This window comes from Paenibacillus sp. LS-5 (assembly GCF_056121505.1).
Genome location: NZ_JBWAVA010000006.1, coordinates 173816 through 195921, shown reverse-complemented (window position 1 = coordinate 195921; position 22106 = coordinate 173816). Strand labels below are relative to the sequence as shown.

The following is a 22106-nucleotide window of genomic DNA, read 5'->3' as shown; positions in this document are numbered from 1 at the left end:
AGTCATGAGCCGTATGGATCAACTGCGAGACCTTTACTCATCTGCCATTGCAGACATTACTCACAGCGCAGAAGCTTGGCGTGACTACTTAGAATTTGCAGCATCCATCTACAAGTATTCCTTTGATAACACTTTGCTTATCTATACGCAACGCCCGGACGCCTCTATGCTGGCTCCCTTATCTCTGTGGAATCAACTGGGGAGGTACGTTCGAAAAGGTGAAAAGAGTGTCGCGGTTTGCGACTTCACAACGGGAAATAGCCCCTCTTTGACCTACCTGTTTGACGTAACACAGACAACAGGTAAGAACGCTCCACAGCTTTGGAATTTGAATCAGGTGGACACAGAGGAGCTTGCCGGAAGACTTACTTCTTACGATACGCTGATTTTACCTGAGGCCATATCTCAGATGACGCATACAGCTGTTCTTGCTTCATTAGACGATTGGTTACAGGATATCGAACTTGATATCAAGGATCATTTCTTAGGAACGGTTCCTCTACAAGGTCTAGAACAACACATCGGAGATTTAGTTAAGGACAGTCTTCGCTATCTTATTCATCAGCGCTGTCAGTTAGCTGAACCTGACAATGTAGACTTTACCACCATCACTCATTTTCATACGCTCCCATTGGCGGCGAGGTTAGGCAACCAAGTCAATATTCTAGCCCGCAGTCTGCTAGGAGATATTGCTCGATATATTAAAATCATGGGAGCAGAAAGGAATTTGCAAAATGAACAATCCGAACAACCCGAACCTTACGTATCGCGAAATCGACGGTCTCCTGTACCCCAACTTGAACATTTCGAACGAAGTCAAAGTAGACCAGCAGCCTTTGGGCAAGTACGGCCGGATGGCAATGAGCTATCTTCGGGACAATCATCCACAGCGTTTCCAGATTCTCTTGATGCAAGGCATCCTCATGGAGACATTACACAACGTCGAGCAGGAAGCGCTGGAACGGATGGTGCAACTGACCGAGCAATTGCTCCACCTTCGACCGATGCCAAAGACCGACGACACGCTGGAACGGACACGACACCTGAACCAGATCAAATCGACAGCAGAAGAATTGGTCTTGAACCACATCGTGCTGAAGCCGAGATAGCACAAGTCAGCACGCTTCCTCCCCAACCTTCCGAACCGCAAAAAAGCGGTTCTTTTTTTATGCCCGGCACTTCTCCTAATTTGTCTCACGGCCAAACTGGAGAAGAAATGCTCATCTTTCTGTTATCCAGCGGAAAAGGTATTGAATCCAGAAAGCAGCACATCTATGAGTTTGTGGTTGAGCATCATCCAGTAAAGTCTGCCGATTTGATTGCATATCTAAAACCGTTATATGGCATAAGTGGTGCTAGAGGCGAATTTGAGCATGGCTTAATTGGATATATGTACGATGGAAAAGGTGTTACGATTGATTGGAGAGACTCAAGCGGATCCCATCAAGAGCAATACAAATGGAAAAAAATAAGTGACACCCTCCTTCAATTAATTTCGGAAGGTCGCTATGATGAGGCACTCGCTCCTTTTCCTTCGCCAGAACCTGAATTTACATTATTTGATTTTGCCGAACAATCATCAATAGAAGATGCAACTCCAAAAGATGAGATAGCAAACCATCCTCTAAATTTAAACAAGGATAGCAGTACTCCACTGCATGAAAAATCAGAGAGTGAAGCACAGCCTAGCTCCTTGCCAACACCTGCAGAAAATTATCGTTTTTATCCTGATCATTCTCCTTATGTATCTGGCCCAAAAAGCAAATATAAGCGTAACGTCGAGGCCATACAGTTGCTTAAGCTATTGGAAAATGAACAGCAGCAAGCTAGCCCGGAACAACAACAGATTTTAGCTGGTTACGTGGGCTGGGGTGGCCTAGCGAATGCTTTCCACCCTTCAGCCAAAGGCTGGGAAAATGAATATGCTGAGCTGAAGCAATTACTGGATGAAGAAGAGTATGCAGCTGCCCGCAATTCAACAATTACCGCCTTCTATACAGAACAAGCAATTATCCAAACTATCCATTCTACCTTTCAGCGTTTCGGTTTATCGGAAGGAAATGGGCGACGCATATTGGATCCTGCGATGGGCAGCGGTAACTTTTTCTCCGTACTCCCCACAGATTGGGAGAACGCGGAGTTGCACGGCGTGGAATTAGACTCAGTTACCGGCCGAATTGCTCGTCAGCTTTACCCTACTGCATCTATACACCTACAAGGATTCGAGAGCGTAGATTGGCGAGAAATGCGCTTTGATGCTATGTTTTCCAACATTCCGTTTCATAATATCCGTATTCATGATCGCCGCTTTACCAGTAGCCATCTTATCCATGATTACTTTTTTCTCCGTTCTTTGGAATTACTCAAGCCAGGTGGCATGCTAGCCTATATCGTTAGTAAAGGAACCATGGATAAACAGGATTCAACAGTTCGGCAGCTCATTGCTCAACAAGCGGAAATGATTGGTATGGTGAGATTGCCAAACACCACCTTTCAATCGCTTGCAGGTACTACAGTTACAACGGATATCGTGTTTCTGCAGAAACGTGAGGCCTCCCTTCTCTTCTCCCAAGAAGAACTGCCTGAATGGGTTAACATTGGTGAGACCTCCGACGGTATTCCTATTAATCGCTATTATCTTTCCCATCCCGATATGATGCTCGGAAAGATGCAGTGGGATCGAGGTATGTACGGTGCAGAAAAATCTAGCGCATGTATCCCAGATGAAGAACAAATTCTGCTTCCTACTCTACAGCAAGCGCTTGGATCTCTGCAGGCTAACTTCCCTAAATTGGTTGGTCATTCAACTGAACAGTCTCTAAACAGGCTCTCTTCTCATTGGGAAGAGGACGAAGAACCATCCAGCAGAAATGTTCCACCGGGAACCAAAAATTACACATTCATCGAAGACCAAGGTCAGCTCTTCTACTGCGAAAATGGATTACTTCTACCACAAAATATTCAGGGAAAAAAGGCAGACCGTATAAAAGGATTATGTAGTATACGCCAAGCTCTGATGGATGTTATTAATATTCAAACCCGAGAGTATGGATACGAACTTCCAGAACTACAACAAGCCCAGTCTCATCTTAATCAGGTTTATGACCGCTTCGTTCAGCAACACGGTTATATTAATGATCGGGCGAATACCTCTGCTTTTGCCGATGATGATCAACTACCTCTTCTTCGCTCCATTGAGGATCTTACACCTGAGAAAACCTGGAGCAAAGCCGCGATATTCACCCGGCCAACCATTCGAATTAATACACTGCCTGAGCATACCAACAATCCACTGGAAGCAATGCAAATATGCTTAAATCATCGTTTACAAATCGACCTCTCCTACATTGCCCATCTGTGTAATCTGAGTATTGCTGAAGCAAAAGAAGCCCTAGGGGAACGGATTTATCTGAATCCTCAAAAGTATAGTGGTGATGAAGAGGAAGGTTGGGAACTTGATGAGGAATACTTGTCCGGCAATGTCCGAGACAAGTTGTCTTATGCAACACTAAAGGCTCAAGAGCATCCCGACTTGTTTCAACGAAATGTTGACGCCCTAACTCGTGTGCAGCCGGCTCCCTTGTTGCCCGGCGACATTGATTTTCGTATCGGCAGTCCATGGATTCCAGTTCGTTACTACCGGGAATTCATGTATGAGACATTCGAGACCTCTCAAGTACTGCGAAATTCGCAGACTGTAGATGTAGATTATTTAGAATTCACTAACACATGGCGTGTCTCAGGGAAAAGTATCGAACCGGGTTCCATCAAGGTCAATCAAACCTTCGGAACAAGACGAGCAAATGCTTACGAGATTTATGAAAGTAGCTTGAATCTTCAAAGTATTACAATTCGCGACCCCGTTACCTATTTAGATGCAAGCGGTAGCGAGCAAGTTAAGTATGTTGTCAATGCCAAAGAAACGATGATTGCCCGTGCCAAACAACAGCAGATGAAAGAGGCCTTTGCTACTTGGCTATTTCAGGATAAGACTCGTGCAGACACTCTACTTACTATTTATAACGATAAATTCAACACAATTCGCCCGCGAACTTACAGTGGTGATCATCTCGTTTTCCAGGCAATGAATGAAGAAATCAGTCTACGCAAACACCAAAAGGATGTAGCAGCTCGTATTATTTATTCTGGCACTGCACTCATGGCCCATGAGGTTGGTGCTGGAAAAACAGCAGCAATGATTGCCTCCGGGATGTATCTCAAACGAATCGGTGCGATTCACAAGCCACTGTATTGTGTTCCTAACCACCTTACTGAGCAATGGGCAAATGAATTCTTAAGGTTCTTCCCCAGTGCTAATATTCTGGTAACTACAAAAAAGGATTTTGCCCTATCCAATCGCCAGCGTTTTGTATCCCGTATTGCTATGGGTGAGTACGATGCAATCATCATTGGCCACAGCCAATTTGAAAAGATCCCGATCTCCCGGGAGCGACAAGAACAGCTCCTACAGAACGAAATCAGCAATGTTTCCCAGACGATTAACCAAATCAAAAAAGAAAAAGGCGACAACTGGAGTATCAAGCAAATGGTTGTTTTTGAGAACAACCTCAAATCTCGATTAGAACGCTTAGCCAACGAAAGCAAAAAAGATGATCTTCTTACCTTCGAACAGCTTGGTGTAGATATGCTCTTTGTCGATGAAGCTCATGCTTACAAAAACTGTTTCACCTTTACGAAAATGCGTAACGTAGCCGGTATCGGTAAATCCAGTAGTCAACGGGCAACCGATATGCTGCTCAAATGCCAGTATCTGCAGGAAATGAATCAAGGACGCGGTGTTGTGTTCGCCACTGGCACCCCAATAAGCAACAGCATGTCCGAGATGTACATTATGCAGCGTTACCTTCAGCCCCGCCTTTTGCAAAGGCTAGGTTTAGACTTCTTTGATAACTGGGCAGCTACATTTGGAGAGGTAGTCTCCTCTCTCGAAATTACTCCGGAGGGCAGCGGCTATCGAATGAAATCCCGGTTTGCCAAGTTTCACAACTTGCCGGAACTGATGAGTATGTTTCGACTCGTTGCTGACATTCAAACCGCTGAAATGCTCAATCTGCCCACACCAAAATTAGTCGGTGATAAGGCAACCATCTTCGTCAGTGAATGCTCCCCTTTTCAGCAGAAAATGATGGACGAATTCGTGGAGCGTGCCGAAAAAATCCGCAATAACGATGTGGATGCCAGCGAGGATAATATGCTAAAGCTCACGCATGAAGCAAAACTGATGTCGATTGACCCCCGTCTGGTGCATGAAGATGCTCCGGCCGAAATTGAATCCAAGCTGAACCGATGCATTGAGAATGTCTTTGACATCTGGAATGAAACACAGGCTGAACAATTAACTCAAGTCATTTTTAGTGATAGTGGCACGCCAAAGCCCGGACGATTTAACGTTTATGATGAAATCAAAACACAATTGATCCAGCGCGGTGTGCCAGAAAATGAGATAGCGTTTATACATGATGCTAATACCGATGCGGCACGGGAAGCTTTGTTTGAACAGGTCCGTCGTGGTGAGGTACGTGTGCTACTTGGCTCTACACAAAAAATGGGCACCGGGACCAATGTACAGACTCGGCTTGTCGCTGCCCATCATTTGGACTGCCCTTGGCGTCCTTCGGACATTACCCAACGCGACGGCCGCATTTTACGGCAAGGCAATATGAATGAGATAGTACAGATTTTCCGCTATGTTACCAAAGGGACATTCGACTCTTATCTTTGGCAGATCCAGGAGCAGAAATTGAGCTACATTTCCCAGGTTATGACCGGTAAGAGCATTTCTCGTTCCTGTCAGGATGCCGATGAGACCGTCCTATCTGCAGCAGAAGTTAAAGCCATTGCCGTAGGCAATCCTATGCTGGCGGAAAAAATGGAGGTCGATAATGAAGTAATGCGGCTAAAGATGCTGAAGACGAATTGGCAGAATGAGCAGGCCATCTTGGAACGTCAGATTCATCATCAATATCCGCAAATGATTGCCTCTTGTGCTGATATGTTGGAACAATACAATGCGGATTTAATGCTTGCAGAACAGCACCAGCAAACAGAGTTTTCGATGTTAGTGGATGGAAATGTTTACTCTGAACGCCTTCTAGCTGGAAAAGTGTTAATGTTATTAGCAAAAATGATGGAATTGGATCATCAGGCGATTAAGGTTGGGGAATTCCGGGGGTTCGAAATCTTCCTTTCTCGCTTGGGTTTTGACCGATTGAGTATGCAGCTTCGAGGCACAGCCAGTTATATCGTAGAACTAGGCGAATCTGAGCTCGGGAATATCTCACGACTGGAGAACTTGCTGGATAAAATTCCTGCCAAAATTGCTTATACGGAAAATCAACGTGAGAATTCAATCTGCCAACTGGAGGCAGCCAAGAAAGAGAATGGTAAACCTTTTGAATTTGAAGAAAAGCTTCAGCAGTTTGTTGTTCGACAATGGGAGATAAACTCAGCACTGGAATTTAAAGAACTACAAGGACAGGAACTAATTGATACGGAGGATGAGCTCACAGAGAAATTAATTTTCAAAGAAGATAATATCGAAGAGAATACATTAGAATAATTAAAGTAAACAGTAATTCTAATAAAATGCTAAACACAATGTATAAAAGCAACCTTTTTCTTAGAGATTTTCTTAACCAGTATAGTAGCCTTACAATCTTTTAATGAGAAACGAATTATACGAAAAAGGAGGAAATGTAATCAGGCCCTGTGCTTATAAAGCATCAAGGCCCTCTTTAATTATTCAACTTATTTATTGCTGACAGTATTATTCGAGTTCAATTCACTATAATTATGGTTGATCGATACACAATTAAAAAATTCATCAATTGTATTATTAAAAAATTGATACAACTGGGAGAATCGAACATAATCCCAATCACTGAAATAATCAGATGATATAGTTTTATCTAATATATCTTTTATTTTGATTAGGTAAACAGTGTCTATAGCTTTGTCACCATATTTTGCAGAGTATTCATTCTTCCATTTATTGTTCGCATTAGTTATAGCTTTTACTGCTTGAAAACGATTAATAATTGAGTATCCTCCAAAGTTGGCCCAGACATCTGTAAAAGAATTTTGCAATACGTACTTTAAACATTGCTGGATTTCAATAATATATTTATTCAAAACATCTTTATCTTCCGGCATTTCACAATGTTTTTTTATACAATTCACAATCTCATCTGATTCAAAAAGACTTACTATAAGTGCATTTATTGCTTTCCAAGCCGTAACTGCAAACACCCCAGTTGCTCCGAAAGCATAAGGTCTATCAACCGCCGAAGTGGTAATACCATCCTTTTTACCTAGTAAAGGACCATAAATTAGATCATTAAGAAGGTTAGTTTTTGAATATCCTTTTGTAACAGGTCTTACTATATAATTTTGATTGTTATATTCAAAATATTCTTTAATAATAATTGAATACATTTTTTCGGAAAACACTTCAAAAAACTTATCATGTACATCATTAACTTTGAGTTGATCATCAAAAAACAACATAATTTTATTAAGGAGATCTCTAAAATCTGAAAGGCTACTTAATAATTTATCAAATACCTCAATAGAACAAAACTCATAAATATGATATTCTGGATCGTTAAAATCGACTACTTTTTCTTTTAAAACTCTCACCTCAGGCAGAAGTAACTCTCTCTTATGGGCCTTAATAAGCTGATTGGAAGCATCACCTTTTTCATTAACGATTCCTAATGAGTAAAGAAACTTATGTATTTCTTTAAAATTAAGATTCAACACTTTTTTATTATTAACGAGACCGTTATAAACTTCTGCACTAACACTAATTCCGTTATCTTCGCAATCTTCCAACTTACCTGCAAGTTTTCCGCTACGTTCTATAATAAATGTTGGAACTGCCTCAAAAATTGATTTAACAAACTCTCCGTAAATTTCTCTACCCAGATTAGGCATTGGAGAATCCTGGCCATTCATTAGTATACAGGCTTGAATACCATCTAAGCCTGCTTCAACTAAACTAGGAGGTTTTTTCTCAATTTCATCCATCTTTGCATCTAAGAATCCACGTGTATCACGTAATGTAACTGATTTAAAGCCGTATTTGCTCATTATAGATGAAACTCTCTTAGAGGCTGGTACACTTATTTTGATATATCTAACAAACTTCTCAGCTTTAGGGTTATTAATAATTGAAATAGCAAAATTCATATCGTTTTTAATTTTATCACAAAGATTATTTAAATTCATTTCTAAAGATTTACTGTAACTTCCATCTTCTGAAGCAATAACAGGATAAATATTAAAACTTTTGTAATCTGCACTGTTCAATCTTTGATTCAAACCTTCAATATCATTATTATTAAGATTCTTTGTAATCTGTCCAATGTCAAAAACTACTTCGCTAACTTTCGCTCGGTCATATTCAGAAAGTTCATAAAATGTAGTAACTTTAGTCAAACCACCATCGTTTTGATGTAGTTTATCAATCAACTCCCCAAATTTATACCGGTCAATCATAGATGCAATAAATGTAGATTTTCCTGAGTTAGTTAGTCCAACTATTGCTACATCGATAGCATTACCAAAAACTTTGATGCTCACAAAAACCCTCCTACAATATATTTTTACTTTTAAATTAATCCATTCGATTAAAAGTAATTAAATCAATGTCTTTATACTTAAAAATCTTAAAATGTTATATATTTGTTTTTTTTAAAATCACACAAATTCTTTATATGATAAAACTTCTGTTGTTGCACCAATAAAAGAGTACACTGCTTTACATTTTTTGCAGAGCTTGTTGTCACTCACTACGAACGAATCAACTTTAGTTGCATAAATGGCATGTGTTATATCATGCATTCTAGATCTTATATTTTTTTGCGATTCAGGATAATACCCTATTATCTCCAAAACATTAAATAATTCCTCGATATTTCTTTCGAGTAACCAATAGGTTCGCTCGTGTATTTTCCATACCTCCTCATCATGAGCTAGATAAAGATCACCAAATCGAGTATATTTTGTTACAAATTCTTTAACTGGAGAAATACAAAATATATCCTTCGGATCAACATTATTAATTTCTACCGTTGAGAGGTTATATTCCTCTCTGAGGTAGTCCCATTTTTTTTTGTTGCTAAAAAATCTTTCATTTATTGTCTCAGATTTCTTAGTTTCTGAATAATTCTCTGCAACCCTTTGAAAACATGCCAATGGATTTTCCCATCGAGTAACAATACCATTATCTGTTGTTGGTAGTAATTCTTTATTTTCTGTTAATTGAGAAATTTTTTTAATGTGTACTTCAATTCTATCATTTAGTATTTTTTCGTTAGGCGCTTTTATATTTGCAATCTCTTCAAGATATGCCGGGCTATAATAGTATTCATAACTTTCTTTTAGCTTCTCCAGTCTACCTGAAATGATTGGATCTTTAATATAATTCACGAAAACATTAAAATCTAAGTAAACAGATTTTTTAATTATACTCACTCCGTTTCATTACGAGATGAATAATCATCTCACTTTTTAATACTCTAAAAATATTAATACTTTATTGGTGCTATACATTTAATTTTGTATTGTATCTAACTTCGTGAATAAAGATACCACTCTCATCATTCTCAATCATTTTATTTACAAGCTCCGGCTTTATTAGTACTGTGTTTAAACGTGAATCTACTTCAATATATGATTGATAATCATTAATTATCAAATTGGCTAAACCACCACTTAACCCACTTTTTATTAATGCAATTTTATGTTTATTTGTAGTACCATATTTAACTTTCTCATAAAAATCACTAGTTAAGATTCCAACATCGTTCATTACTTCGATGTACTTTATAAAAGTATTATCTAAAAAATCTTGTTCATCTTTAATACGCACAATTGCTAAATTGATTCGTTGCTGTCTATCCTTAAGTTTAATATCAGTCCATAATTCTCTATGCCCATCGCGCTTTTTATCTCCCCATCTACCCACATAAATATCGGTTGATCCACTAGATGACTCCACCTTACTCCAATAATTCAAAAAACTAGTTATCATTTCTTTATATGTAGCATTTTTTATTCTCCAATTCAAAAACATTTGATAAAAACGTTGGGACTCCTTGTAACTCAATCTGTTTAAGTTTTTATAATCTTCATCGTCTTTAATAAATGGCAAAAAAATCTCTGCAAAAGCCTCAAAAACTTCTTCAGCAGAATTAATACTAGCAACTCCATATGTACTTACAATGCCTTGCATCAAAAATTCATTTTGCATAATATCGATTTCGAAAGTGTTATTCATATAACATAATTTACCTATTTCAGTTTCTGTATGCTTTCTATTGTAGTTTGATATTACTCCTGGTTCGAAATTTTCAATAAAATCATCTGCTTCATTTTTCCTCATAACATTCACTTCAGAAATTTCCACATTTTTTAACAACACATTCTGAGGTTCATCTTCAATTTTTTTATCAACTTTCATACTTACACGAATGAAATTTTCCAGATTTGCTTTGCTAGAAAAATAATTAGAACCCACCAAATAGATTTGAGGCTGAAGTTTTTCTAGATCTCCATTAGTTGGAGAAAAAACCTCACTAAACCTATTCACTCTTCCTATCAAATTTTTAAACTGTGAAGGACTTAGATTACTACGACCTTTTTTATTATCTAACAAAAACATCTTTTCAACCGGTAAGTTTACTCCTTCTAAAAGTGTAGAACTTGTAATTACAAAATCCATCTCTTCTTCCGATGTAAATAGATGTTCTATATATATCCTAACGTTATCTGGGACAGAGCCGTGGTGGTAAATAAACCCTTTTCGCAAACATTTAATCATGAAGTAATCAGGATGCATATAGTCACTTAATTCATTGCAAGCTTGTTGAATTTTTTGAGAAGTAATATCATTCATTCGCGAAACAAATCTTGTTGATAACCTTTCAATATCAAAAGGTTTATTTAAATAAACTAGATTTTTCTTACTTTTATTATTAATAATAAAATCGACATCATCTTTAAAATCACCAGCATCTAAGTCAAAAAACTGATCCAAAAAATGATCATATAACAAAAATTTCTTTTTATCTCTAAAATCGTAAATATAAAACTTCTCGGTTTTAATATATTCAGTAATTCGATATGCTTCTAATGAGTAATTTGAATATTTAACACTCAAATTCGTACTATCAATTAGGAAAGGTGTTAAAAATTTAAAAATCACTCCATTGTTTCGTTTCTCTAATATTGAAATTGTGGCAGCAAGCAATATACTGCGATCATTATTTTCAAGCAGATTATGCGCTTCGTCTATAAAAACTAAATTAAATATCAAATCAGGATTTTTTCTAAGGAGTCTTAGCAATCTTTCTTGGGTTAAAACTGCTGTAATATTACCTTCTCCCTCAACGTACATTTCAGGATGGGTTATAATTTTATTAATATTTTTTATGTCACTCTTAATTAGACGTTGCTTTGTTTGTGCTAGCAAGGCTTTAGTAGGTACAATAACACAAGCATTTCCCTTAATTCTGTTTTTTAAAGATGATATGATAAGTTCTGATTTACCATAAGAGGTCGGCGCAACTACAGATACAGTTTCTTTAATTTTCTCATCAAAAAAGGCAAATAACTCTTGTTGCTGATCACTTAGGTAAATTGAGCCTTGTTTATAATTTTCGCCATATGCAGAATAAAATGAGCCAAAAAAAGTATCCTTAAAATTCCTTTCATATTTTTCAAGATTTTCTATAAGCTTCACTATTGGAATAAGTCCTTCATTTAATGCTATATCATACAGCGGTTTATAATCTTTAGTATCATTGCAATAAAGCACAAGAATTCTATATCCTAAACGCCTTACATCCAAGTTATCATCATTTATAAAGATAATAGCAAGTGATAATAACTTTCTATATTCCGTTTTACTAGGAACTTTACCTATCAATAGCTTTCGATATAATTCTTTAAAATTTGTATTACGTATTCTACTCAGTGTCAGGCCCTTCATCACAATGCCTCCGATTTCAAAAAGTCGACAACTTTTTTGTAAGTACCCTTTTGAAACGAGAAAACAATGACTTCTTTAAAAATTTTTTCTTTCGAAATACTTAAAGAAGCTCCCCTAATTTTCTGTTCTTTAATCTCATCTGATAAACTTGAAAATAGTGAAGATACCAAAATAACATTCTTATCAATACTTTTTGCATTTTCATCCACTACTTCATCTTCAATACTTCCTAAAATCTCTATAACTGCCTCCTTCATATCCTTTTTATTCTCCAGTGCTATTGTTGCACCATTTATAGCATTTTCCCAGAACGTAGGATGATTCTCGTTTAATCTAGCAAACAAATCTCTCTTCGCAGTACCTAAAAGATCATTTACTGTTTCGTTAGCATCCTTGTCCTTATGAAGTCCCCCCGATTTCACCTCAGTTATCCACAACTCATTTTTGCCTCTTGAGTAGAGAACTACATCAAAGCCTTTTTTTATACTTTGCTCTTCGAGATTAAAATAAGGAGAAACGGCATTAAATTCCTCGAAAAATTGCATAACAAGAATATGTGTTAAAAGTTCGCCGATCATGCCCATTTTTGTAGAATATGCTTTACTTTCGTATCTATCTAGAAATTCTTTTAAAGTCTTTTTATAACTGTATGCTTTCCTAGTGGAAGCTGCCTTAGAAGGTCCATAGCAAACAGAAGATAACTGTGCACGTAATATCTCTTTTATATCATCTGACAAATTGTCAATATGGCAAATTGCATATCCTTTTTTCCTTGAAAATCTGATTCCACTTATAGAATTAGCAGTAATCAAGTCTTTCCCTCCAGTAATTTTCGGTTCGAATTATTATGGTAATTTAGATCTAATGGTCTAAGAGGCATACTTTATAACTATCTTTTTCTATCATTCGACTTTTTCCTAGTTTTTCCTTCTTGACAGTGTATTTTTTTTACATCTGTAATTTTTTGTTCACCGGACTTTAATTAATTTTTTAAATCTAAACAAACTCTCAGGAATCGAGGAGATTCAAAATGACACTTGATTTTTTTATTTGGCTTTATCTAATGCCATTATTCTCAAGAAGTCCGCCACTAGTCTTTTGGAATTGTGTTAAAGGCAGGAATAGCCAAATGTCATTTGGCGAAGAAACCGCGTGGAAGCAGAGCTTCCACCGACATTTCTTATTGTTTTCCTCCGGCTATCGAATGTCGTCCAAGGACTCAAAGCGAGGTGCACCTATTGGCTCAATCTGAAAGAACGGTACAGATTACTGTCAAGCTTCCCAAAAAGCAGTATGACACTCTGAAAAAGTATTCAGTCTCCAAACATCTCAGCATGGCAGACATTGTGCGGGCCTTCATTCAGAAAGGTATGTCTATCGAGTCCTACACCCAGGAGATTGATTTTATCACGACAATTATCCGCCAAGAAATCAACATTGCCATTGGTGGACTCAGTAACCGCTTAGCCGGCCTTGCTAGTAAAGACCTCATTATGTCTGCCGCAGCGTACTATTCCACCATCGCCATTATTGCAGACCTCATCGACACGAACCGTTACACAACCTTCCGAGAGATTGAGAAGAAGGCTCGTCAGTTAGCAGTGGAGTATACGAAAATGAAACTGACGGATGCCGAACAGCTCTTCCTCTCTGGCGACGCGTTTGAGAAGAATCTTGCCAAACTACACGGAGGTGCCGAAGATTACAGCCCTGATCTATAAACAACGCTTTTTTCATCCTAATCGCCCTAAAACGGCAGTAAGCAATTATGTACACATCGGCTATATTGCTACTCGTCCTGGGGCCGTTCGTCATGAGAATTTGCCTCATGGACTCTTTGGTAAATTGAAGCCCGGAAATATAGACATCTTCCAGTCTTGGCAAGAATTTGCCCGAATCGCCAGAGAAATATCCAAGCAAGGCAAGAACATGTATCGTAGCGTCATTTCACTTCGTACAGAAACGGCCATGGAGCTGGGCCTTAATGATTTCGAAGCTTGGCAACGATATATAGAGCAGCATATTGCTACACTCGCCACGCACAACCGGATCAAAACAGAAAACCTCTGTTGGGCCGCCGCTTTCCATAACGAAAAGGATCATCCCCATCTTCATGTCGTGTTCTGGGACAAAGAACAAGCAATTCTGAAGAACTTTACTCACCCTGAAATTCCTAACCGTATTCGCAAACAGCTCATTAAGGATACCTTCGCTTTTAGAATAAAGGAGTTTTGTGCTGAACGAGACTTAGCCAAAACAGGAATCACAAGCATCACCGATGACATTCTGGAGCAATTTGAAGCTCACATGAAATCATTAAATCCACAATCTTTTCGCGCTCTTCAACAACGGTTCGAGCATCAATATGAAGATTCATTGCTTCGTCTCCCCAAACATAATCTGACCAATCCCCAATCCGGGGAGCAGCTTGCATCTCATCTATTCCAACTCCGCCAAGCATTACCCCAAAAAGGCCGCTTAGCTTATCAGCTGCTTCCCCCTGATGCAAAGTCGCTCGTAGACAAATTCGTCCAAGATCTGCTGCAGCAAAATCCCTATTTAGCTGAGATGGTGGACACGTATGTCAAAGCCAAGCTAGAGGTTGCCAAGCTTTATACTTCAGACCCTGCTTCCCTCACCCAACAAGGCAGCAAGTATCAAGCAGAAGCTGAGAAACGCATTGCCAATCGTATACTCTCCACCGTTCGCACAATTATTAAACTTGAACAAGCATCAGATGTTGGCATTCGTCAAATCGAACGCTATAAGGCCTGGACGGAGCAACTGATCTTGGAGTTGCTGTCAGCCATGGAACAACTCTCCATGCAGGCACAGCTCGATTACGATGATAAAGCCAAGGTTGTTTTCGGCGGCGAATGGTCCAAACAAGCAAAAAAGGAATGGCTCCTTAAGCAAAAGGACAAAGGAGTAGATCGTTAGCCATCCCTCTTGCAACTACGCTCCCGAAGCGTTTCTTTGTTTCCAGTCAGTGTACAACCTGTGAATAATCTGATGATAACTTATGTAATTGAAAGGAGTCTTTTATGTTATTTACAAATGGAAGATTACAATCTTTCGAAAAACTAATGAAAACAACGCCGCATTGCCCTGCAAAGCCAATGAAAAACCCTGAACCAATGAAACCACTGACAGAACTTAAAAGTCCTCTACAAAAGGAAAAGCCTCATGGAAATCAATGATCGCTTGCTTGATGTCCTTCGCTACGAGTTAGAAAAAGTAGGACTTCAGACAACTCCCCCTGTTCTCGATGAAGTTTTGCTTGTCGTTAAAGGCGACACACCCGTCGCGTACGTTCAAGAAAATGGATTTATTATCTACTCCACTCTTTGTAACAAGGAAGACGCCCTACCCGTTCCAACAATAGTTAACCAAGTCTGGGAAATGGAACGTGCTTATCAAGAAGCTCCTGTTATGCATATTGATTCTGTCAATAATCACCGGAAATTAATTGAGTATAACGGTATCATTCTCACGGCTCGTTACGATGGCAATGGCCAATTCACTTTTGCTAGCTGGCAGTACACGTACGACAATAACGCTGTTTCATTTGGACATTACTTTCATAAAAATCATTACGCTGCCGCTAAAGCCGACTTCTTATACCGCAGTGGGCTTGCCGACCGTTCTATTCTCTTTCAGTTGGATGAACTAGAAGTAATTCGAGACACTCTTTTGTTTCGAGGAATGCAAGACTCTGCACTCCAATTAAAAGAACAGGAGGGTTTAGACAATCTGCTGCATCGAGTGGATTCTATGCTAATACCACTTAATGAACCACTGCTGATAGCTGAGATTGAAATGGAGCAGGAATCCTAATGGTACCTTTCTGTATAAGGAGTGACTCTCATTGAAAAGTAAGAACGAATTTTATAAGGCTTACTTTGCTGCTCTCATGGAACAAGGAATTGAAGTCCGCCGGTCCACTTCTGCAGACTATCTTGCTGATTTTTACCAAAAGGATCAACTGATTGCGTTCTATACTCGTGCCGACCAAATTGAACGTAACCCTTTCGTTACCGTACCGGATCGTCTGATGAGCAGCATTCACGACTTGGCGCGAAAGACCGCCCTGCAGCTTGGCATTTGTACGGAAAAGCCCTATTCCGACAAAAGTGAGAAAATCGTAAACGGAGTCTATAAGCTATGTGAGCATGGCGATGTCGTGCTGGCCTGCAAACATCATCCTTTGTTTGATTATGTATTCTCTACCTATCGCTTATCACCAGACAATCAAACACCTGTTCAGCGGCAGTATTTTTATAATCGCGATGAAGCCACTGAGAGCTTCGCTACACGCAGTGGTCTGGTCGATGCCCGTAAGCTATTCAGTGAAACAGAATTAACACTCATTCACGATGAGATGGTCAAATTCTTGATCACGCCAAACGACAAGAATATGGAACAGTTTGAACAAGTACAGATCCTGATTGACCGGCTCGAAGATCTGATTCCCGCTCTTAAAGAACGGGATATTCACTTAGATTACGATGCTGAATTTGCCCTTGACCTGGATGGTGATCCAGGTTCTCTGGATGTCGCCGAATTATCTCGTTAATCATCTACAAAAAGGAGATGGCTTTTGATGCCCCAACCACAAAACTCTATGTGGGGAACGATTCTGACTTGTGTGGAGATTGGATTGCATATATATGCGCTGCAAGCCGAGCGCGACCAAGGGATTGTCCTGGATGCTGATTATGCAAAAAAAGCACTCAGCGAAAATGCGTTACAATTGGGAAAAGAACGCGATGGCCATATATATTTTGATGATGTGAAAAGCATTGTTCCTACGTATGAGCTAGCCAAGCAAGGTGCGATTACGCATCCAGAATTACAATCAGTAGCCGAAAATCCAGAACAGCTCGTCCCAGAGGGCCATTACTTTGCTCCCGAATATTTTGGTGATTTTCCTCCGCCACAAGACGGCCAGGGTCAAGCATATCCTCAACAACAGACCTGGGATAACGGTATTTATCTGGTTGAACGGCCACAAGGAATACAGCTAGCCGTCCATCAGACGATCGCAGAACAGGTATTGTCCGATATGGCCCTGATGCATGCTGCCGGTCACGGAGACTATTGGTTTTTCCCCTTAAACGACTGCGCGATCCCCATTTACGAATTGTCCGCCTCTCACCCCGGTGTCTTAGCCAAAGTCATAAACGAGGACAGCTTACTCCACACTCTCTGTGACGATCACCCAGCCTATGTCGGCGTGCATAACCTGCACACTGAAGAATGGGGTCATATCCATGATTGCCCTGCGCCTAGTTCCCTTTTCCTGCAGGCTCAGTTGGATGAGGCGGCTGAGCGAAACAACGAAGCCCCTCCCCTTTCACCTTCCATCTATCCGGCGCAAAGTCAGGAGTTTCACACCATGCAGACTCATGAATCTACAGACGCCTTCTACGAGCCAAGTGATGGGATGGAGTGGTGAAAACAAAGCCCAGGCTTGGACTAGCACTACTGATCGTCCTATTCGGAACAATCTGTAATCTGTTTTTCAGCACTGCCTTGCACAACCTTCTATCGGGCATAACGTCCTCTTTGGCATTCCCTTCTCCGAGTCACAGTCTCCACAGCCTACTAAGTAGCAAACCCCACCTACTCTTATTCTTCTGCTTTCAAGGCCTGGTTATTGTACTGGCTACCTTGTTATTTGTCTTTAACAATCAGCCTTATCAAAGTGAGTTGAAACAAGTAGCTCCGGGAATTGAAACCCCAGTGCCGACAGGGCAACATCAACATGGTTCTGCTCGTTGGATGCGAGAGGAGGAGCTTCTGCATCTGTTTGATAATGAGACGCTGGATCTACAGCATCCTTACCTGCAGAAGTTAATCGCAACTGGATATGAGGATTTGACCTTTTTAGAACAACAGAAGAAAGAAAGGACCGCATATGAACCTCCTTCACCCTAAAGGGATTCCCAGAATAACGAGAAGGAATGACACCTCTTCTTCTCCGCTTATATCTTCTGGTGGAATTGTATTGGGCATGCAGCGAGAAAGTAACCGTGAACGTCTCTACTATATCGGAGATGATGTGCATTCCCTATGTGTAGGAGCTACCCGCAGCGGAAAATCGCGTACTGTGGTGCTACAGTCCATCGGACTCTTAGGACTGGCTGGAGAATCCATGGTCATCAGCGATCCGAAAGCGGAATTATTTCATTTCAGCCATGTGCTGCTGGAGAAGCTGGGATACACCGTATGGACACTGGATTTCCGGCATCCCGAAAAAAGCCATCACTACAACCTACTGCAACCAATCATCGATGCTGCACTGGCCGATGACCAGGAACAGGCGGAAATGCTAGCTTGGGATATGACACAGGTGTTGGTGGGCAAATCTCAAGGAGAAAAAATCTGGACGAACGGAGAAATGTCGGTTATCGCTTCTTCTATTCTTAGTGTAGTTTGGGACAACATCAAGCGCCCGGAATATCAGAACCTTACCAATGTGTACTGGTTTTTGGCAGAGATGAACCGACAGATCGGCAGCAAGACTCCAATGCAGGAATACCTTAAACGCCTGCCGCAGAATCATCCGGCTCGTGCCCTGCTCAGTATTTCCGACATTGCGCCTTCTCGCACCAAGGGTAGCTTTTATACTTCGGCACTTACGACCCTAAGGCTTTTCACATCCAAATCCATTTATGCGATTACCCACAAAAGCGACTTTTCCCTGGCTGATCTTGGCCGGAAGAAACAGGCGCTTTTTATTATTCTTCCGGATGAAAAGACCACCTTCTATCCCGTCGCTTCCCTGATGGTTTCGCAGCTCTATGAACTCCTCACTACGCAGGCCGATATCCGCGGCGGGAGATTGGAGCGGCGAGTCAACTTCATTTTAGATGAATTTGGGAACTTCACACCGATAGCCGACTTTACCAACAAGCTCACGGTCGGCGGTGGTCGCGGAATGCGTTTTAACTTGTTTGTTCAGAGCTTTGAGCAGCTCAAAGAGAAATACGACGACCATGTCGCCGGCACGATCAAGAGCAACTGCCAAACCTGGATTTATCTCCAGGCCGACGATCTGGAGACCTTGCGCGAAATTAGCGAAAAGTTGGGGACATACACCACTTCCAGCTACCAACTTTCGGCATCACATGGTAAGTACTCCACTCCCAGCACTTCGCACAGCCTGAATTTACTAGAGCGCAAACTGCTTACCGTTGACGAAGTGCGCCGGGTGTCGAGGCCTTATCAAATCGTCCTTTCTCGGTCCCACCCCGCCATGATGTATTCTCCGGATCTTAGTCAATGGGCATTCAACGCCATGATGGGGCTAGGTGACAAGGAACATAATCGAAAAGTTCGCGAAGAACGAGAGCAGCGCCGCCCTATCCTGACCAACACGAGAGAGGAGGTGAAGCTTTGGAACATCTGGATTTATTATCAAAAAGACATCGCAAGACAAATGGCCGAGCAACGTCAGCAGTCAGCAACCTCTTCCGGCGGATTCATGCCTCCGCCCTTCGACGAGTAGAAATGATCAAGAGATTCACTTATCGCTTTACACTAAGCATGATTATTCTTTTCAGTTGGGTGCAGATTATAAACTCCCAATCAGTTTATGCATCAGGAGATATCAAAGGCAGCAAGCTTGTGACCGGCACAGAGAAGTTGATCGGGGATGTCACAACTTGGTTGATGATCCTCGCCCCCATAGTCGCTGGCCTGCTTATCATTTACTTCTGCATCCGGCGCTCTGCTGCAGATGAGATGGACACGAAGAAATGGAACAATCGGATTATCGTGGCCATCGTTTCTTGTATTGGAGCCGTGCTTGGTTCAGCCACACTCAATGTCATTATTGGCTATTACAAGTAATTCGAGCGTGTCCCCTGGGCAGGCTCTTTTTGTTTTCTTACCACACTACATTTCTGGAGGTTATGGACAATGAAAAAATGGTTGAAGGCAGTAAAGGAAAAAAGCATGGTTACTGCGGCGCTGGCAAAACAAACTCTGCGTAATCGCCGCGGTGAAGGTTACGTGGATACCGGGATCAAAATTCTGATTGCCGTTGTCCTCGGAGCCCTGCTGCTGACTGGCCTGTATCTGCTGTTTAATGGCACGATTCTCCCAACCCTGACACAACGTATCAAGGATATGTTCAATTATAAAGGCTAATCCCACTACCTTTTGCGGGGGCGGCCTGATCGCCGTCTCCTGCAGAAAGGAGGCATGAAGCTTGGAAAAAATCATTTTGCTGCTCATCATCGCGCTTTTGAATGGTTCCTTGGTCTATATCGACTCTTTGCTCAAAGACATCATTCCGATTTCCCTGTACGCCGAGAAATATATGACGTTAACTACCGGAGCAAATCTGCTTGAGGACCTTTACGACATTGTGTTCTCGTTCGGTGTAGCCTTAATGATCCTCAAATTCCTGAAAAAAGGCTTCGAAATATACGTATTATGGACCGATGGCGATCCTGATGAAGAACCACTTTTCCTGCTCACCAACTTTTTTCGCTCCATGGCTGTTGCGATCTGCTTCCCCACCATCTATACCTGGCTTGCTCAAATTGTCGAAGACTTATCTAATCAGCTGCTGGGGGCAATCGGGCAATCCACTAATTATGATTGGCAAATGTGGGTCAATGCGCTGGAGTCTGCCGGATTGGTTACCGCGGTCTTTGGCCTTATCTTCGTGGTGTGCTTCTTTATTCTATACTTTCAGTTCTTAATGCGAGGACTCGAAATGTTCATCTTACGTGTTGGTATGCCGCTGGCCTGTGTCGGTTTACTGGACAACGACAAGGGCGTGTTCCGTGCGTATGCTCAAAAATTTATGCAATCCATGCTGGCAGTTGTCGTCCAGATTGCCTTGGCAAAGCTAGGTGTCGGATTAATGTTACAGAATCATGTGTTTTGGGGTATGGCCTGCATGATGCTGGCGATCCGGACCCCTCGCTTTCTCTCTGATTTCTTGATCACGACCGGAGGCAATGGAGGCGTAGTTAACAATGTCTATCACAGTATTAAGCTCGTGGGCATGGCGCGAAAATTAGGCAAGGCGGGCTAGACGATGGTAACTCTGGAGGAATTAGCCCAAGCTTGTATCCTGCTTATCCGAGTGGGATGTGTATTTCGCTTCATCTATACTATGGTCCGGCTTTCCGGAGCAGACGAGGATTCAAGCAAGTATAAGAAACGCGCTCGAAATGTCGTCATCTTCTATGTACTTGCGGAGAGCATTTGGCAGATCAAAGAGATCATGCTGCATTATTATCAGTAGCACGCCTTAAATAGCTCATACACGCAAAGAAAGGAGCATCCAAACTTGAATGATGAATCACAAACGTTATATATCCCCATGGGGGTCAAACCGCAAAGCGAATGGTTTCCAGGCTTCGGTAAATCGCAACTGATTCAAACCTTCATCGGCTCCTTCGGAGCCTTTTTTCTTGCCCTGATGATCTGGCTCCTGAAAGGCAGTGTCCCCTTTGCCGTCGTCACCTTCCTCAGTGGCGTTGCTGCATCTGTGATGATGACAACCAAAGATCGGCATAATCTCTCTGTACTGGATCAACTACGCTTTATGGTGGCATTCAAGAAGAGTCAGAAGTATTACCCTTACCGTGCTCAGCCAGAATGGGACAGCCATTCGATATGAGCAGCATTCCCCTTCATCTATGGCTGCTCTTTCCACTTTTGCTCTGGGCAAGTATTCGCGACTTGAAAACAAAACAAATCCCAAATGCGATCCCCCTTAGCATTTCCCTCGTAGGTTTACTCCATTTCTCCCCGCTCTTCTCCATCGCTGGACTACTGTGTACCGGACTTCCTTATTGGATTGGTGCCATCGGTTCAGACGGTAAGATTGGCGGCGGCGACATCAAACTGATGGCGGCTTGCGGCTTTGTGTTCGGCCCTATATATGGGACGCTACAAAGCCTGTTCGGCTTGGGATTCGTGCTGCTTTTTGCGATTACTATTGCCTTTCGTCATGGATTTCACAGCGCTAAAAATACGGCCATACCGCTTGCTCCCTTTTTATCTGCTGGCGGTGTGACGGTCGTTCTACTGGCTTATCTCACTCAGTAAATATCATTTCCAG

General features: G+C 41.2%; 19 protein-coding genes. 14 read left to right on the top strand and 5 right to left on the bottom strand.

Annotation, left to right across the window (positions count from 1 at the left end):
• Window positions 1-4 precede the first annotated feature (4 nt).
• The gene (locus tag AC0MA3_RS12105) at window positions 5-6580 is read left to right on the top strand and encodes an N-6 DNA methylase (RefSeq protein WP_474656381.1); all 6576 of its coding nucleotides are present in this window, start codon (window positions 5-7) and stop codon (window positions 6578-6580) included.
• 188 nt (window positions 6581-6768) lie between these two features.
• Here the strand turns inward: AC0MA3_RS12105 and AC0MA3_RS12100 are convergent, their stop codons facing one another.
• The 4 genes from AC0MA3_RS12100 to AC0MA3_RS12085 all read right to left on the bottom strand — a co-directional run bounded on the left by AC0MA3_RS12100 (window position 6769) and on the right by AC0MA3_RS12085 (window position 12828).
• Entirely contained in the window at window positions 6769-8604 is a 1836-nt protein-coding gene (locus tag AC0MA3_RS12100) for a hypothetical protein (protein ID WP_474656380.1), read from the bottom strand.
• A 117-nt stretch (window positions 8605-8721) separates the two neighbouring features.
• Window positions 8722-9498 carry a hypothetical protein gene (locus AC0MA3_RS12095; RefSeq protein WP_474656379.1) on the bottom strand — a complete coding sequence of 259 codons (777 nt, stop codon included), beginning with the start codon at window positions 9496-9498 and terminating at the stop codon, window positions 8722-8724.
• A 70-nt stretch (window positions 9499-9568) separates the two neighbouring features.
• Window positions 9569-12016, bottom strand: coding sequence for a DEAD/DEAH box helicase (locus tag AC0MA3_RS12090; RefSeq protein ID WP_474656378.1), 2448 nt, complete (start codon window positions 12014-12016; stop codon window positions 9569-9571).
• Window positions 12016-12828 (bottom strand): Hachiman antiphage defense system protein HamA, encoded by an 813-nt coding sequence (locus tag AC0MA3_RS12085; RefSeq protein WP_474656377.1) that lies wholly within the window; start codon window positions 12826-12828, stop codon window positions 12016-12018. Before AC0MA3_RS12085 ends, AC0MA3_RS12090 begins: the two co-directional genes overlap by 1 nt.
• Before the next feature lie 426 nt (window positions 12829-13254).
• On the opposite strand from AC0MA3_RS12085, the gene AC0MA3_RS12080 reads away from it, so the two are divergent.
• The 6 genes from AC0MA3_RS12080 to AC0MA3_RS12055 all read left to right on the top strand — a co-directional run bounded on the left by AC0MA3_RS12080 (window position 13255) and on the right by AC0MA3_RS12055 (window position 17474).
• Entirely contained in the window at window positions 13255-13737 is a 483-nt protein-coding gene (locus AC0MA3_RS12080) for a hypothetical protein (protein WP_474656376.1), read from the top strand.
• Window positions 13691-14956 carry a MobP3 family relaxase gene (gene mobP3, locus AC0MA3_RS12075; protein WP_474656375.1) on the top strand — a complete coding sequence of 422 codons (1266 nt, stop codon included), beginning with the start codon at window positions 13691-13693 and terminating at the stop codon, window positions 14954-14956. Before AC0MA3_RS12080 ends, mobP3 begins: the two co-directional genes overlap by 47 nt.
• 104 nt (window positions 14957-15060) lie before the next feature.
• On the top strand, window positions 15061-15216 hold the full coding sequence (locus AC0MA3_RS12070; protein WP_474656374.1) for a hypothetical protein: 156 nt from the start codon (window positions 15061-15063) through the stop codon (window positions 15214-15216).
• On the top strand, window positions 15203-15853 hold the full coding sequence (locus AC0MA3_RS12065) for a hypothetical protein (RefSeq protein ID WP_474656373.1): 651 nt from the start codon (window positions 15203-15205) through the stop codon (window positions 15851-15853). Before AC0MA3_RS12070 ends, AC0MA3_RS12065 begins: the two co-directional genes overlap by 14 nt.
• Window positions 15854-15884: 31 nt before the next feature.
• Window positions 15885-16592, top strand: a complete 708-nt coding sequence (locus AC0MA3_RS12060) for a hypothetical protein (RefSeq protein ID WP_474656372.1) — start codon at window positions 15885-15887, stop codon at window positions 16590-16592.
• A gap of 27 nt (window positions 16593-16619) precedes the next feature.
• The gene (locus AC0MA3_RS12055; protein ID WP_474656371.1) at window positions 16620-17474 is read left to right on the top strand and encodes a hypothetical protein; all 855 of its coding nucleotides are present in this window, start codon (window positions 16620-16622) and stop codon (window positions 17472-17474) included.
• 228 nt (window positions 17475-17702) lie between these two features.
• On the opposite strand, the gene AC0MA3_RS12050 is transcribed toward AC0MA3_RS12055, so the two are convergent.
• On the bottom strand, window positions 17703-17936 hold the full coding sequence (locus AC0MA3_RS12050) for a hypothetical protein (protein ID WP_474656370.1): 234 nt from the start codon (window positions 17934-17936) through the stop codon (window positions 17703-17705).
• On the opposite strand from AC0MA3_RS12050, the gene AC0MA3_RS12045 reads away from it, so the two are divergent.
• The 7 genes from AC0MA3_RS12045 (at window position 17937) to AC0MA3_RS12015 (ending at window position 22093) form a co-directional block, all read left to right on the top strand.
• Window positions 17937-19529: a VirD4-like conjugal transfer protein, CD1115 family gene (locus AC0MA3_RS12045; RefSeq protein WP_474656369.1), complete on the top strand. Its 1593-nt coding sequence runs from the start codon at window positions 17937-17939 to the stop codon at window positions 19527-19529.
• A gap of 2 nt (window positions 19530-19531) precedes the next feature.
• Window positions 19532-19873, top strand: a complete 342-nt coding sequence (locus AC0MA3_RS12040; protein ID WP_474656368.1) for an Mbov_0395 family pilin-like conjugal transfer protein — start codon at window positions 19532-19534, stop codon at window positions 19871-19873.
• A gap of 69 nt (window positions 19874-19942) precedes the next feature.
• Window positions 19943-20173 carry a DUF6133 family protein gene (locus AC0MA3_RS12035; RefSeq protein ID WP_339192341.1) on the top strand — a complete coding sequence of 77 codons (231 nt, stop codon included), beginning with the start codon at window positions 19943-19945 and terminating at the stop codon, window positions 20171-20173.
• A 61-nt stretch (window positions 20174-20234) separates the two neighbouring features.
• Entirely contained in the window at window positions 20235-21071 is an 837-nt protein-coding gene (locus tag AC0MA3_RS12030) for a conjugal transfer protein TrbL family protein (RefSeq protein WP_474656367.1), read from the top strand.
• A 3-nt stretch (window positions 21072-21074) separates the two neighbouring features.
• Window positions 21075-21284, top strand: coding sequence for a mercury transporter (locus AC0MA3_RS12025; RefSeq protein WP_076146555.1), 210 nt, complete (start codon window positions 21075-21077; stop codon window positions 21282-21284).
• 45 nt (window positions 21285-21329) lie between these two features.
• Window positions 21330-21662: a hypothetical protein gene (locus AC0MA3_RS12020; RefSeq protein WP_474656366.1), complete on the top strand. Its 333-nt coding sequence runs from the start codon at window positions 21330-21332 to the stop codon at window positions 21660-21662.
• Window positions 21659-22093: a prepilin peptidase gene (locus AC0MA3_RS12015; RefSeq protein ID WP_474656365.1), complete on the top strand. Its 435-nt coding sequence runs from the start codon at window positions 21659-21661 to the stop codon at window positions 22091-22093. Before AC0MA3_RS12020 ends, AC0MA3_RS12015 begins: the two co-directional genes overlap by 4 nt.
• The last annotated feature ends 13 nt before the right edge of the window (window positions 22094-22106 follow it).